The 13,697-nt window shown below is 71.3% G+C and carries 8 protein-coding genes; 3 read left to right on the top strand and 5 right to left on the bottom strand.

Annotation, left to right across the window (positions count from 1 at the left end; all coding sequences use genetic code 11):
• Positions 1 to 89 precede the first annotated feature (89 nt).
• Complete coding sequence (gene lon, locus ACVTJA_RS24995; RefSeq protein WP_465839748.1) at positions 90 to 2,570, bottom strand: endopeptidase La; 2,481 nt, start codon at positions 2,568 to 2,570, stop codon at positions 90 to 92.
• Positions 2,571 to 2,836: 266 nt separating this feature from the next.
• On the opposite strand from lon, the gene ACVTJA_RS25000 reads away from it, so the two are divergent.
• From ACVTJA_RS25000 to ACVTJA_RS25010, 3 genes are all read left to right on the top strand, one after another.
• Positions 2,837 to 4,054 (top strand): vWA domain-containing protein, encoded by a 1,218-nt coding sequence (locus ACVTJA_RS25000; protein WP_465839749.1) that lies wholly within the window; start codon positions 2,837 to 2,839, stop codon positions 4,052 to 4,054.
• 182 nt (positions 4,055 to 4,236) lie between these two features.
• On the top strand, positions 4,237 to 5,118 hold the full coding sequence (locus tag ACVTJA_RS25005; protein WP_465839751.1) for an ImuA family protein: 882 nt from the start codon (positions 4,237 to 4,239) through the stop codon (positions 5,116 to 5,118).
• Between the two features lie 8 nt (positions 5,119 to 5,126).
• On the top strand, positions 5,127 to 6,638 hold the full coding sequence (locus ACVTJA_RS25010) for a Y-family DNA polymerase (RefSeq protein ID WP_465839753.1): 1,512 nt from the start codon (positions 5,127 to 5,129) through the stop codon (positions 6,636 to 6,638).
• 85 nt (positions 6,639 to 6,723) lie between these two features.
• Here the strand turns inward: ACVTJA_RS25010 and ACVTJA_RS25015 are convergent, their stop codons facing one another.
• The 4 genes from ACVTJA_RS25015 to ACVTJA_RS25030 form a co-directional block, all read right to left on the bottom strand.
• The gene (locus ACVTJA_RS25015) at positions 6,724 to 9,003 is read right to left on the bottom strand and encodes a hypothetical protein (protein WP_465839754.1); all 2,280 of its coding nucleotides are present in this window, start codon (positions 9,001 to 9,003) and stop codon (positions 6,724 to 6,726) included.
• Entirely contained in the window at positions 8,993 to 9,652 is a 660-nt protein-coding gene (locus tag ACVTJA_RS25020) for a hypothetical protein (RefSeq protein ID WP_465839755.1), read from the bottom strand. Before ACVTJA_RS25020 ends, ACVTJA_RS25015 begins: the two co-directional genes overlap by 11 nt.
• 141 nt (positions 9,653 to 9,793) lie before the next feature.
• A complete protein-coding gene (locus ACVTJA_RS25025) occupies positions 9,794 to 10,450 on the bottom strand; it encodes a response regulator (protein WP_465839757.1) in 657 nt (218 codons plus the stop codon).
• Positions 10,428 to 13,667, bottom strand: a complete 3,240-nt coding sequence (locus ACVTJA_RS25030) for a sensor histidine kinase (RefSeq protein ID WP_465839759.1) — start codon at positions 13,665 to 13,667, stop codon at positions 10,428 to 10,430. The genes ACVTJA_RS25025 and ACVTJA_RS25030 overlap by 23 nt, the downstream gene beginning before the upstream one ends.
• Positions 13,668 to 13,697: the final 30 nt, after the last annotated feature.

A 13,697-nucleotide genomic window follows, 5' to 3' on the forward strand; every position in this document is an offset into this window, starting at 1 on the left:
GGGGCGGAGGCTCTGCGCCCCGCAAAGACAACGGGCAGGTCCCCAAGGAGGGAACCTGCCCGTGTCACTTCAGGCCGTGAAGCCTCGCGCTAGGCGCGGACCTCGGGCTCCGCCGGCTTCTGCGCCAGCGGGGCCTCCTTGCCCGGCTCGCCCCCGCCACTGCTGGCGAGGCCGACGGGCATGGACTCCAGCGCGGCCTTGAGCACCTCGTCCATGTGCGTGACGAAGATGAACTCCAGCTCGTTGCGCGCCTGGTCCGGCACGTCGATGAGGTCCTTGCGGCACCGCTCGGGCAGGATGACCCGCTTGATGCCCGCCCGGTGCGCCGCCAGCACCTTCTCCTTGATGCCACCCACCGGCAGCACCAGGCCACGGAGCGTCGCCTCGCCCGTCATCGCCGTGTCGTGCCGCACCCGGATGCCCGTCAAGAGGCTCGTGAGCGCGGTGAGGATGGTGACGCCGGCCGACGGCCCGTCCTTCGGAATGGAGCCCGCCGGGAAGTGCAGGTGCAGGTCCGTCTTCTCCAGGAAGTTCGGGCTGATGCCGAGCTGCTCCGCCTTGCTGCGCAGGTAGCTCAGCGCCGCCGTGGCGCTCTCCTTCATCACGTCGCCGAGCTGGCCGGTGAGCGTCATGCCGCCCTTGCCCGCCATCTTCGTCGCCTCGATGAAGAGCAGGTCGCCACCCGCCGCCGTCCAGGCGAGGCCCGTGGCCACACCCGGCACCTCGGTCCGCTCGGCCACTTCCGAGTAGAACGTCTCGGGCCCGAGGATCTCCTTCACGCGCTCGGCGTTGATGCTCTGCTTCTCCGTCTTCCCGCCGGCCACCTCCACCGCCACCGCGCGGCAGATGTCCGCGATGCGGCGCTCGAGGTTACGCACACCGGCCTCGCGCGTGTACGACGTGGTCAGCGTGAGCAGCGCCTCGTCGGTGATCTCGATGTGGTCCCCGCTGAGCCCGTGCTCCTTGAGCTGCTTGGGCACCAGGTGGATGCGGGCGATGCTCTGCTTCTCCTCGAACGTGTAGCCCGTCAGCTCGATGATCTCCATGCGGTCCCGGAGCGGCCCGGGGATGGGGTCGAGCTGGTTCGCCGTGGCGACGAACATGACCTTGGACAGGTCGAAGGCCACGTCCAGGTAGTGGTCGCTGAACGAGTTGTTCTGCTCCGGATCCAGCACCTCGAGGAGCGCCGCGCTCGGGTCGCCGCGGAAGTCCGCGCCGAGCTTGTCGATCTCGTCGAGCATCATCACCGGGTTCTTGGTGCCGGCCTTCTTCATGCTCTGGATGAAGCGGCCGGGCAGGGCGCCGACGTACGTGCGACGGTGGCCGCGGATTTCAGCCTCGTCACGCACGCCGCCCAGGGACAGGCGCACGAACTTGCGGCCGGTCGCCTTCGCCACGCTCTGGCCCAGCGACGTCTTGCCGACGCCCGGAGGGCCCACGAGGCAGAGGATGGGGCCACGCATGTCGTTCTTCAGCTTGCGCACCGCGAGGTACTCCAGGATGCGCTTCTTCACCTTCTTGATGCCGAAGTGGTCCTTGTCGAGCTGCTGGCGCGCGTTCTCGATGTCGAGGTTGTCCTCGGACACCTTCGACCACGGCAGGTCGGCAATCCAGTCCAGGTAGGTGCGCGAGACGGTGTACTCGCTGGAGGCCGCCGGAATGGTCTTCAGGCGGTTGAGCTCCTTCTGGGCCACCTTCTCCACGTCGGGCGGCAGGCCCGCCTTCTTCAGGCGCTCCTGCAGCTCGTCGAGCTCCTCCTCCTCCTCGCCCATCTCGCCGAGCTCTTCCTTGATGGCCTTGAGCTGCTGGCGCAGGTAGTACTCGCGCTGGGTCTTCGACATCTCGCCCTTCACGGCGGAGTCGATCTTGTTGGAGAGCTTGAGGATCTCCCGCTTGCGGTTGAGCAGCTCGAGGACGAGCTTCATGCGCGCCTTGAGGTCCACCGTCTCGAGGACGGCCTGCTTCTCCTCAATCGGGACGTCCACGTTGGCGGCGATGAGGTCCGCCAGGTGGCCCGGATGGGTGATGCTCTCCACCAGCTCGGTGGCGGCGGCGGGCAGCTCGGGCATCAGCTCGATGACCTCGCGCGCCAGCTTCTTCAGGTTGATGCCGAGGGCCTCGACCTCGACGTTCTCCGAGGAGGTCTTGTCCTCCACGGCATCGACGCGGGCCTTCAGGTAGGGCGCTTCCTGCACCAGCTCCACCACGCGGAAGCGGGCGAGGCCCTGGACGACGAGCGAGTAGTTGTCCTCGCCCATCTTCAAGAGCTTCACGATGCGGGCGACGGTGCCCATGGTGTAGAGGTCGGAGGCACCGGGGTCCTCCTCCTCGGCGCGGCGCTGCGTGACGACACCGATGACCTGGTCGTCGCGCACCGCGTCCTTGATGAGGGCAATGGTCTTCTGTCGGCCGACGGCCAGCGGAAGCACCCCGCCCGGGAAGAAGACGCTGTTCCGCAGCGGCAGGATGGGCAGCACCTGCGGAATGTCTTCCTTGTTGATGAGCCCCGGCGGAGCCATCGCGGTCGGCATGGCGCTCGCGGCGGAGCCCTTCTTCTTCTCGTCGGACATGAAGTTCGGCCTCTTCTCTTGCTCTTGCTCAAGCCCGGTCAGTAAGCGACCGGACCGCTGGACTTCTCTCGGTTTTCTGCGACGGATGAACCAACGTAACAACCAAAACGGACATGGCAAACGCGATGTGCGATTTTCCACGCCCTCGTCGGATGCCCGACGATCCTCTGAAGTCTCGCGTCCTTGCGTGGGGTGGGGCATGCTTGCCCCCCCAGCCTGATGCGGCGCGCCGCCCCCGGGGCGCGCCGACCCCCTCGGAGGCACCCATGAAGCTCCGCACCTGTGCAACCTTGTTGCTCCTGCCGGCCCTGTGGGGGGCGGCGTGCAAGTCCCCCGTCGACGAGCCGGGCTCCACCCTGCCAGGGAACTGCGAGGCCGAGTCCCCGCTCGTCGCTTCTCAGAAGACGGACATCCTCTTCGTCATCGACAACTCGTCCTCCATGGCCGAGGAGCAGGAGGGCATCGCCCGGGAATTGCCGGCCTTCGTGGAGGCCCTCAAGGCGGGCGGCGGCGGCCTGGAGCAGGACTTCCGTGTGGGCGTCATCACCACGTCCGTGTACCGCCGGACGCTGTTCCAGGGGAAGGAGACGGTCCGCTACTACGACGAGGAGGCCGGCCGCCTGAGGCCCGTGCCGGACGCCTCGGGCCAGGCGACGGACGAGCACTTCATCGAGGGGACGGACGAGTTCCTGGTGGAGAAGTTCCGCCGGCTGGTGGAGCAGGGCACCGAGGGGAGCGGGCAGGAGACCCCCTTCGAGGCCGTGCGCCTGGCGGTGACGGAGCCGCTGGCCACGACGAGCATCGCCGAGGGCGGCAACGCGGGCTTCCTGCGGGACGGGGCGCGGCTCCTGGTGGTGGTGGTGTCCGACGAGGAGGACTGCAGCTCCACCGCGCGCCCGCCCCCCGTGGTGCTCACCGACGACACGTCGGTGGATCACTGCACGGAGCAGGGGGACAAGCTGACGTCCGTGGACGAGTACTTCTCGTACTTCCAGGGCCTGCATGATTCGACGGGTGCCTCCCGCGAGATCCTCTGGGCCACCATTGGACCGGTGGCGCTGTCCGACAAGCGCGCCGGTCTGATTCAGGACGTCACGAGCGACGGCACGTACGTGCGCAACGTCGACTGCCCGACGTCGAACGGGCCGGGCTACCGGCAGCGCGCCATGGCGGAGAAGTTTGATCAGGACCTGCAGAACCTGGACTCCATCTGCAAGGAGGGCTACCGGGAGACGCTGCTGGGCATCGCCGCGCTGGCCTCGGTGGCGCAGAGCATCGACGTGGTGAACCTGCCGGATCCGCGGCTGGCGCAGGTGGAGCTCACTCGCGCGGATGGAACGGTGGAGCGCTGCTCGGTGGCGGCGGGTGACTTGCGCTACGAGCCCTCGGGCGAGGAGCGCTCCGCGCGCCTGTACTTCCTGGGCTCGTGCCTGCGCCGCGCGGATGACACGAAGGTGGAGGTGAAGGTCCTCTGCGCCGGCTAGCGGCCCGGGAGTCCCCCTAGACGCTGGAGATCTCTCACGTCGCACGCGCGGACCCGCACCGTCAGGTCGGATCCGCCGCCCCGTCGCCATGCGTCCTGTGCGGCGCATGTCAGACCCCCGAGCATACTGAACGAGCGTCCAGACAGGCGTTCGTGCAGTCCGGGTTCTGGCGAGGAGGCGAGATGCGCGCGGCGGTGGAGCAGCGGGTGGAGGCGGGGGCGGGAGGCTCGGCCGGCTCGGTCGTCGAGCAGCTTCGGGAGCGGATCCGCCAGTTGCAGGCGGCGCCCCGGCGCTACCTGGCGGTGCTTCGCACGGGGATGGAGGCGGTGGATGCGCTCTTGCCCGCGGGCGGCTTCCCGCTGGGGCAGGCGGTGGAGCTGTGCGGCGAGGCGGCCTCGGGGCGCACCAGCCTGGCACTGCGCGCGGTGGCGGCGGCGCACCAGGAGGAGCGGCTGTGCGCGTGGGTGGATGGCCCGCGCGAGCTGTACCCGCCCGCGGCGGCGGCGCTGGGCGTTGATTTGGAGCGGCTGCTCATCGTGCGGCCCCAGGCGCCCGAGCAGCGGGTGTGGGCGGCGGTTCAGCTCGCCCGCAGCGGGGCCTTCGCCTGCGTGGTGCTGGATTTGACCCGAGGGGTGGGCTCGACGGCGAGGGCACCTCGGATGGCCCTGGCGGAGGCGCGCAAGCTGGCGGACGCGGCGGAGCGCGGGGGCGGGCTCCTGCTGTTGCTCACGTCTCCGGACGCGCCGGCGGACGGGGTGACGCGGCTTCGCACCGAGGCTCACGACGGGAAGGGCTGGTCCGTGGAGGTGGTGCGCAGCCGGCAGGGTGGCACGGGGACGCGGGCGGAGCTGCCGTGGAGCGTGCTGTACCCGGAGCTGGGGCTGGAGGGCGGCGGACGGGTGCTGGACGTGGCGGAGGGCGGCGCGGATGTCACTCCGGACTTCCTGCGCGATCAGTCCGGGGCGCTGCGTAACGGTTGCGGAATCCTCGGCCAGCGGCCCGGCCGTGATGCGCCCATGCCGTCCCTGCGCGAGGGCCTGGACGCGGCCGGCGCGGCGTACTGAGGGGGGACATGCGCAGGGCGTATCTGCACTTCACGCGCTTCCCGGTGCAGCGCCGGGTGCTGGAGCTGCCGGAGCTGGCGGGCCGGCCCTTCGCGCTGGTGGAGGAGGTGCGCGGCCAGCGGCGCGTGGCCTTCGCGTCCACCACGGCGCTGAAGGCCGGGGTGCGCCCGGGCATGACGCTGACGGCGGCGACGGCGCTGGAGCCGGTGCTGCGGCACTTCCCCTACCGCCCGGAAGACGAAGCGCGGGCGCTGACGGCGCTGGGCGAGGCGCTGATGGCGCTGGCGCCGGGCTTCCAGTTGTCCCCGCCGGACGGCCTGTGGCTGGACGCGGGGGCGGCGCACCTCGTGGATGGCGAGGCGCGGCTGGTGACGCTGGCCCTGGAGCGGTGCGCGGAGCTGGGCTACCGGGGGCATGCGGTGGTCGCCTCGGAGGCCTTCACCTCGCGGGCGCTGGCGCGGTACGGGGCCCGCCGGGTGGAGGTGGTGCCGGAAGGCGAGGCCGCCCGGGCGCTGGCGCCGCTGCCGCTGGCGGCGCTGGAGGGCGGAGAGGTCGCGCCCTTCGCCTCGCTGGGACTGACGACGCTGGGGGATGTGGCGGCGCTGCCCGCGGCGTCGGTGGCGGCGCGCGGTGGGGCGGCCGGGGCGCGGGTGCACGCGCGCTGCCGGGGGGAGGACGACACGCCCTTCGTCGCGGCGGTGCTGGACGAGGTGCTGGAGGAGCGTGTGGTGCTGGACTTCCCGGCGGAGTCCTTCGAGCCGCTGCGCTTCGCGCTGAAGACACTGACAGACCGGCTGGGGGCGCGGCTGTCCGGGCGGCGGCGGGCGGCGGTGCGGCTCACGTTCTCGCTGAAGCTGGACCCCCGGGGGCAGGCCCGGGTGCCGCTGACGCTGGCGCGGCCCACGGCGCAGGCGAAGCTGCTCATGGACCTGGCTCGGCACCGGCTGGAAGAGTTGAAGCTGGAGAACCCGGTGGCGGAGGTGTCCGCTCGGGTGGACGAGCACTCCGAAGACAGGGGACAGCAGCTCGCGCTGGGGGACGCTCCGGAGGGAGACGCGGCGCTGGAGGTGGTGCTGTCGCGGCTGGTGACGACGCTGGGCGAGCAGTCGCTCTTCGCGGCGGGGCTGGAGTCCGTCCACCGGCCGGAGGTGGCGCACCAGGGGCGGGCCTTCCACCCGCCGGAGCGCAGGCGGGGACTCGCGGCGGACGGGCTGGAGGCGGGTGCGCGGGGAGACCCGGCGCCGGGCGTGGGACGGGAGCGGCCGTCGCGGCTGTTGGCTTCGCCGGCGTGCCTGGACGCGGAGGTGGCGCAGTCGGGGCGGCTCGTGGCGGCGCGGCTCGGCGGGAAGCGGCACCGGGTGACGGCGATGGCCGGCCCGGAGCGGCTGTCCGGAGAGTGGTGGTCCGACGCCCCCTACGAGCGGGACTACTACCGGGTGCACTTCGAGGGGCTGGGCCCGGCGTGGGTTTTCCGGGATGGGCGGGACGGGCGCTTCTACCTGCAGGGACTGTTCGACTGACGTCCCGTCGGCCTCGGCCACCGGGGAGGGCGGCCCCCGCGGCCGTCCTCCCCGGTGGCTCCGTTACGTCGGGAGCCTCGCTACGTCACGGAAGCACGTTCTCGCAGCGGCCCGGGATGGCGCCCTTGCGGAGTTGCTTGTTCATCTCGTGCGGGAAGCTGACCTGCTTCGTCTTCGGCTTCTTCCCGTGCGGGTCCACGCACACCGCCACCTTCTTCAGCGTCACGGCCCAGCCCTGCACTCCGAGCGGCCCGAAGCCCCAGCCGGTGATGACCCGGCCGTTCTCGCTGATGGCCATGGGCGTGCCGAGGTCCCACTGCTCGACGCCGTACATGCCCTGGCCGATGAGGAAGTCCCCGAGGTTCACCATGCCCAGCTCCCGCGTCCACAGGAACGGCTCGCGCTGGATGAAGAAGCCCGAGTAGCCCAGGACGACAGCGCCGTCCTCCGACACGGCGCTCGCCGCCGAGCGGTTCCAGAAGTCCGGCAGGCCGGGCACGGGAAGCTTCCCGAGTGACTCCAGGCCGGTCTCCTCGTCGAAGCGCCAGGCGTTGCCGTCCTGCCCGCCCAGCCCGACGATGACCTTGCCGTCCGAGCTGACATCCGAGGCCTCACCGACGGGCTGCTCCGAGTCCACCAGGAACTGCAGACCGTCCTTCCAGTAGACGCCGATGCGGCCGGGGTACGTCTCGCTCAGGTCGTTCCAGCCCACCACCACCTTGCCGTTCCTGTTGGTCGCGTTCGCCCGCGTCCACGGCCCCAGGCCGCCCAGGTTCTCCAGGCCGCGCTTCGCCGTCCAGCGGAAGGCGAACGGAGCACCGCAGCCCTCCGGGCCGTACGCCAGGCCCACCACCGCGTCGCCGTCCCCCGAGATGTCGAAGGGGCTGGTCTGCGTCGCGTCGCACGAGCCCACCTTGCCGTGGCCCACCGGGAGGGCCTTCCAGGACTGGCCGCCCTGCCAGAGGCCCACGCGGATGAGGCCGTCCGAGCCCATGAAGCTGCCGCTGATGACGTGCCCGCTGTCGTCCACGCTCACGTTGCCGGTGCCACCGAGCACCGTGAAGCCGTCCTTCTCCGTCCACCGCCAGCCGGGCGCGTCCTGCCCCGCGAAGCCGCCGACGATGACCTTGCCGTTGCCCGACACGCCCGTGGCCTGCGTGCTGGCGACGGGAATCGCGAGGAAGTTCTCGTCCGCCTCCGCGGTGTTGAAGAGGATGTCCGCGGTGATGGGCGCACCCGCCGCCGCGACGAGCGCGGTGGAGGCGCAGCGGTCATCGGTCTCCGTCCGGCCGGACTCGCCCGTGCCGTTGTAGAACTCCTCGGCACCCGGCAGCGGCGAGGGAGGCGTGGAGAAGCCGCCCTCCACGATGCCGTCCACGTACACCACGTACCGCGCGCCCGGCGTCAGGCCGTTGAGCGTGAAGCTTCCATCCGGCGTGGTGGACGCGCCCTGGCTGTAGTCGCCGGACAGCGCGGACACCGCGTCGCCGTAGGGGTTGTCCACGTTGCGCGCGATGACGTTGATGCCGGTGATGGGCGTGCTCCCGTCCGTCAGCAGGATGCGGCCGCGGATGCTGCCCCTGCTCGCGGGCCAGCCGGCCGCGGGGTAGAGGTTGGAGAGCGAGGCGACGTCGTCCGGGTGCTCCACCGTGGACTGCACCCGGCCCGTCTGCCCCGGGTTGATGAACGGGTACATCGTCTCGATGTCGTTCAGCGTGAGCGGGGCGGAGTAGGGCGGCGTGCAGCCCGCGGGCGCTTCCGTGTCTCCGAGGAAGGCGATGGCGCCGTTCGTCTGGGTATGGGCCAGGTTGATGGCGTGGCCGAACTCGTGGGTGAGGACGCCTGCGAAGTCGGCACCCGTGACGTCCGCCGGGTCCACGGCGGCGCCGTTCATCACCGCCCAGCTCTCGATGATGGTCGTCCCGTCGGTCCACTCCGGGCTGGCGATGCCGAGCACCCCGTCGGGCGCGCCGAAGAAGTCGCGGATGATGGAGCCGTCGTGGTCGTACAGGACGTGGATGCCACCGCCGTTGAAGGCGCCCACGACGAGGTCCGCGTTCGTCCCGGTGATGTCCGGCAGCCCCAGGCTGGCGAAGTCACCGGCCACCACGGCCGTGAAGTCCGAGGTGGGCACCTGCGTCCACTGACCGAACGCGAAGGCGGTGAGGCCATCCGCCGTCTCGTTGGACAGAGGCCCCAGCGCGTCCAGGTCGGTGTACACCTGCACGGGCACGCCGTTGGGCCAGGCGTAGGGAATGTGTCGGTCCGGGTCCGCGATGGCGAGCGGGCCGCCGGCGTGGGCCAGGGTGGCCGTGGTGAGCACGGCCGCGGCGCCGATGCGGAGGAAGCAGTTCCTAGCGCGCATTCTTCATCCTCCCCTGGGACACCCAGTTCTCCTTCACGGCGCGGCGGACCAGCCCGAGGAAGGCCGTGGCATCCACGGCGCCCCGCTGCTTCGCCAGCATCGCGGCCTCCTCCTGCTTCAGCAGGGCGGGGTCGACCTTCACGCCCGCGAACAGGCCCTCGTTGTCCACCGCGTTGAGCACGCGGTTGTTGGAGATGCGCAGCTTGCCCTGCGCCAGTCCCACCGCCGTCTGCAGGCCCGTGAGGCGCGCGGGCGCGTGGAGGAACATCACCACTCGCTCATCCTTCAGGTAGCGAGGCCAGCCCTCCGGAGTGACGGCCATCAGCGTGCGGCCATTCGCCATCTTCCGCGGCGCCATGAGCCCGAACTGGCGGAAGGTGTACGTCCCACCGGCCTGCTTCCCGCGGAGGTTCTCGTCCACGCGCAGGGTGACTTCCGTGTACGGCACTCCACGCGCGTCGATGCCGTCGGTGACGCGCTCCACCGCGCCCACGAGGATGCTGTCCGACTGCTCGATGAGCTCCACCAGGTTGCGCTTCTCCACCGACGCGGCGGATGCACCCGTCGAGAACAGCAGGCAGCAGGCGAGCAACGCGAGCACTCCGCGCCGCGTGCCTCCGCCCACCGGGCTCCACTCCGGATACGACATGTCGACCTCCCAGACTGCGGTGAGTCCTCCGACACAGGTCTGTGCCGGAGCACGTCGCGGACGGTAGGGCCGGGGTGAAGGCAGACACCATCGGGGACTCCCTGAGAGACCTCGGGGAATCCCTGAGGGGTGAATCGGCGCTCAGGTGGACTCGGCGGGCACCAGGCCGTGGCGCATGGCCAGCCGGACGAGCGCGGGCACGTCATAGATGCCCAGGCGCTCCATCAACTGGGCGCGGTGCGTCTCCACCGTCTTGACGCTGACGCCGAGCCTCGCGGCGATGCCTCGCGTCCCATGGCCCTCCGCGATGAGCTGGAGGATTTCGCGCTGCCGGGGCGTGAGCAGCGCCAGCGGGTTCGCCGCGGGCGGCTTCTGCTCGTCGGTGCGCAGGAAGCCCGCCACCACCGCTCCGGAGATGGCGGGGCTGAGGTACGTGCGCCCCTGGTGGACGGAGTCCAGCGCCACCTTGAGCTCGTCCACCGCGGAGTCCTTCACGAGATAGCCGGCCACGCCCGCGCGGAGCGCCTGGGCCACGTACTCGGTGGCGGTGTGCATGGAGAGGATGAGCACCCGCGTGGCGGGGGACAGCGGCGCCAGTCGCTTCGCCACCTCGATGCCATTGAGCCCCGGCAGTGAGATGTCCAGCAGCAGCACGTCCGGACGCAGGCGCCCGGCCAGCTCGATGACCTCCTGGCCGTCCCCACTCTCCGCCAGCACCGTGACGTCCGGCAGGGACTCCAGCAGGGCCCGCAGGCCCGCTCGCACCAGCTTGTGGTCATCCGCCAGCAGTACGCGCACGGTGCTCCTCCTCGTTGGCGAGGGGAACCTCGGCCACGACGCGCGTCCCCTCGCCAGGACGCGACGTCACCTCGAAGCGGCCGCCCAGCTCCCGCACCCGCTCCTGCATGCCGAACAGGCCGAAGGTCCGCGCCGCGCCTCCCGCGAGGGCCGCCTCGGGTGCGAAGCCCCTCCCGTCATCGCGCACCTCCAGCCAGACGGCGGCTCCCGAGGGCTCCAGCCGCACGTCGATGCGCCGCGCGCCGGAGTGGCGCACCGCATTGGTGACGGCCTCCTGGATGACCCGGAAGAGGACAATCTCCCTGCCGGCCCCGAGCATCGGCAGATTCTCCCCCGCGTCGAAGCCGAGCTCCACGCCGCCGCGCTGTCCCACGCCCCGGAGGTAACCCTCCAGCGCGGGCACCAGGCCCATCTCGTCGAGCACCGGCGGGCGCAAATCGATGGAGAGCGCTCGCACCTGGCCGATGAGCCCGTCCACCATGGCAATCGTCTCCGTGAGCCGGTCCATGCCCGCGCCGTTGGCACGCGCCGCCGTCGCCACGAGGCCCAGATTTATCTTCACCGCCGTGAGCGCCTGGCCGAACTCGTCGTGCAGCTCGCGGGCGAGGTGCCTGCGCTCCTCCTCCTTCGCCTCCTCCAGCCGCATCGTCAGCCGCCGCAGGTGGGCGAAGGCCTCGCGAAGGCCGTCGCGACTGGAGCGCGCCTCCTCCAGCGCGGCTTCCCGCTCGGCCTGGAGCGCTCGGAGCGCCTCGTTGCGCCGCTGCAGGGCCCGGGTGCGCCAGGCCAGGCCCGCCACGACGACGAGCATCACCAGGACCAGCGCGCCGACGCGCACCTCCCCGCGCCGCCAGAAGGGTGGAGCGACTCGCAGGGCGAGCGGGCGTGTCTCGTTCCAGTCCCGCCCCGGCGCGCGTCCCCGGATGCTCAGCAGGTAGTCGCCGGGCGGCAGCGCGTGGAAGGTGAGCTGGCTGCGCGTCCCGAGCGGCGTCCAGGGCCCGTCGGCGGTGAGCTGGTAGGCGTACTCCGCGTCGCCCCGGCTGAAGTCGAGGACGGAGAACTCCAGCGAGAAGGGCTGCGCCCAGGGCACCTCCAGGGACGTCAGCTCCCACACGGGCCGCTCGGGGAGTGCCTCCAGCCCCTCGATGGAGGTGATGATGATGGGCGGCGTCGGGCCTCGCTCGGGACGGATGGAGGGGTCCAGCGCGACGATGCCCTTCGTCGTGCCCCAGTAGAGCCGGCCTCCGTCGAGCGCGACGGCCTTGAGATTGAACATGGCCGTCGGCAGCCCGTCGGCGGTGCCGTAGCTCTCGAAGTGTCCCGAGGCCTGGTCGAAGCGCGAGAGCCCCGCGCGCGTGGCCACCCAGAGCGCGCCATCCGGGGCGAACGCGAGCGCCACCGCGTGGTCATCGATGAGGCCCTCGCTCCGGGTCCACCGCTCGACGCGGGAGATGCCTCCCTGCGCATCCGGCGTGGCCCGGTGGAGCCCGCCACCCACGGTGCCAACCCACACCGCGCCGGACGGGTCCTCCAGCAGCGCGCCGACGTGGTGGTGGTTGAGCCCTGGCGAGCCGCCCGGGGACAGGCGCGTGCAGTCGAGCGACTCGTGCTTCTCCGTGCAGAGCGCGGCCCCGCCCGAGCGCGTGCCCATCCAGATGCGCCCGCGGCGGTCCTCCATCAGCACCGTGATGAAGTCGTCGGGCGGTGAGCGCGGGTCCACCGCGGAGTGACGGAAGACGACGAAGTCATCCGTCTCCGGCCGGTAGCGGTAGAGGCCACCGCCGCCGGAGCCCAGCCATACGCGGCCTCGCGAGTCCTCGAGCAGCGAGTAGACGAAGCCCGGCGCCCGGCCTTCTCCCTCGCCCAGCCCCCGGCGGTAGAACCGGAAGTCCCCCGTGACGGGATTGAAGCGCCAGGCGCCCTCGGAGATGCCGGCCCAGATGAAGCCTTCGCGTGTGCGCAGCAGCGAGAGGACGCCGTGCACCTGCTCGTCGGGCGGCGCGGGGATGACCAGCGGCTCCACCGTCCCCGTGGCCACCGTCAGCGTCGCCACTCCGTCGCCGTAGTGCCCCAGGAGCAGGCGACCCTCGCCATCCGGCAGCACGGCGTAGAGGTCTCCCTGGGCCAGCGCGTTCGCTTCCGCCGTGCCCACGGTGTCCACGCGCTGGAGGACGGGCGGGTGGAGGGAGGCGCGGAACAGCCCCGCGCCGAACGTGCCGACGAACAGTCCCTGCTGGGCGTCCAGCGCCAGCGCGCCCTGGTCGATGTGCTGCCCACCCGCGCCCCGGACCGGCATCTCCACCCCGGCCAGCCTTCCGGTCGCCGTGTCCAGCCGGTAGAGGCCCTGGCCGTAGGTGCCAATCCAGAGCGTCCCGTGTCCATCCGGCTCCAGCTCCGTGACGTTGACCAGCGCGTCGGCGAGCTCCGGTGGTGAGAGGTCCACGCGGCGCAGGTGCCCGGTGCCGGGCTCCACCCGGTAGAGGCCATCTCGCGCGCCAACCCAGAGCCCTCCCCGCGGGTCCGGCGCGAGCGTGAAGACGTTCAACGGGGCGAGCTCTCCCGCCTCGGCGGGGACACGCTCGAACGAGGTCTTTCCCGCGCGCCGGCGGAACAGGCCCCGGCCGGTGGTGGCGACCCAGAGCTCTCCGGAAGGCTCGCGGTGCACCGACATCACGAACTCGTCCCCACCACCGGGAAGCAGTGGCACCCGGGTGGCGCGTCCGGTCGACGGGTCCAGCAGGCTGAGCCCGGAGGCGGTGCCCACCCACAGCCGGCCGTCCTCCTCGTCCTCGAGCGCGAAGACTCCGCCGTCGTCGATGCTCGTCGGGTTCGCGGGGTCGTGGCGGAAGTGCTGGAACGTCCAGCGCGCCCGGTCGAGCAGGTTCAGTCCTCCCGTGTTGGTCCCAATCCACAGGCGGCCCCGCGCATCCTCATGAAGGGTCCTCACGGCGCTGCTCGACAGGGAGTCCGGGTGGCCGACCTCGTGCTGGAACTTGCGGAAGCGCTGGCCGTCATGGAGGTAGAGCGCCTCGCGCGTCCCAATCCACAGCAGCCCCACGTGGTCGCGGAACACCTCGGTGATGATTTCGGCCTCGAAGGAGCGGGAGACACCCACCTCACGGAAGTCGAACCGCTGCGCCCCGGATGACGCTCCGGTCATGAGCAGCAGGAGCAGCAGGCTCCCGACGAGTCTGACCACACCACGCGTGACGGCGGACATCCGGCCCACCGTACCAGCAGTCACCGCATG

The organism is Pyxidicoccus sp. M6, from assembly GCF_055568925.1.

What these genes read in the sequence shown, in the direction of transcription:
- ACVTJA_RS25005 (WP_465839751.1), top strand. Translation starts at nt 4,237, where the DNA reads ATGCGCGCGGCGGTGGAGCAGCGGGTGGAGGCGGGGGCGGGAGGCTCG.
- lon (WP_465839748.1), bottom strand. Translation starts at nt 2,570, where the DNA reads ATGTCCGACGAGAAGAAGAAGGGCTCCGCCGCGAGCGCCATGCCGACC.
- ACVTJA_RS25020 (WP_465839755.1), bottom strand. Translation starts at nt 9,652, where the DNA reads ATGTCGTATCCGGAGTGGAGCCCGGTGGGCGGAGGCACGCGGCGCGGA.
- ACVTJA_RS25015 (WP_465839754.1), bottom strand. Translation starts at nt 9,003, where the DNA reads ATGCGCGCTAGGAACTGCTTCCTCCGCATCGGCGCCGCGGCCGTGCTC.
- ACVTJA_RS25010 (WP_465839753.1), top strand. Translation starts at nt 5,127, where the DNA reads ATGCGCAGGGCGTATCTGCACTTCACGCGCTTCCCGGTGCAGCGCCGG.
- ACVTJA_RS25030 (WP_465839759.1), bottom strand. Translation starts at nt 13,667, where the DNA reads ATGTCCGCCGTCACGCGTGGTGTGGTCAGACTCGTCGGGAGCCTGCTG.
- ACVTJA_RS25000 (WP_465839749.1), top strand. Translation starts at nt 2,837, where the DNA reads ATGAAGCTCCGCACCTGTGCAACCTTGTTGCTCCTGCCGGCCCTGTGG.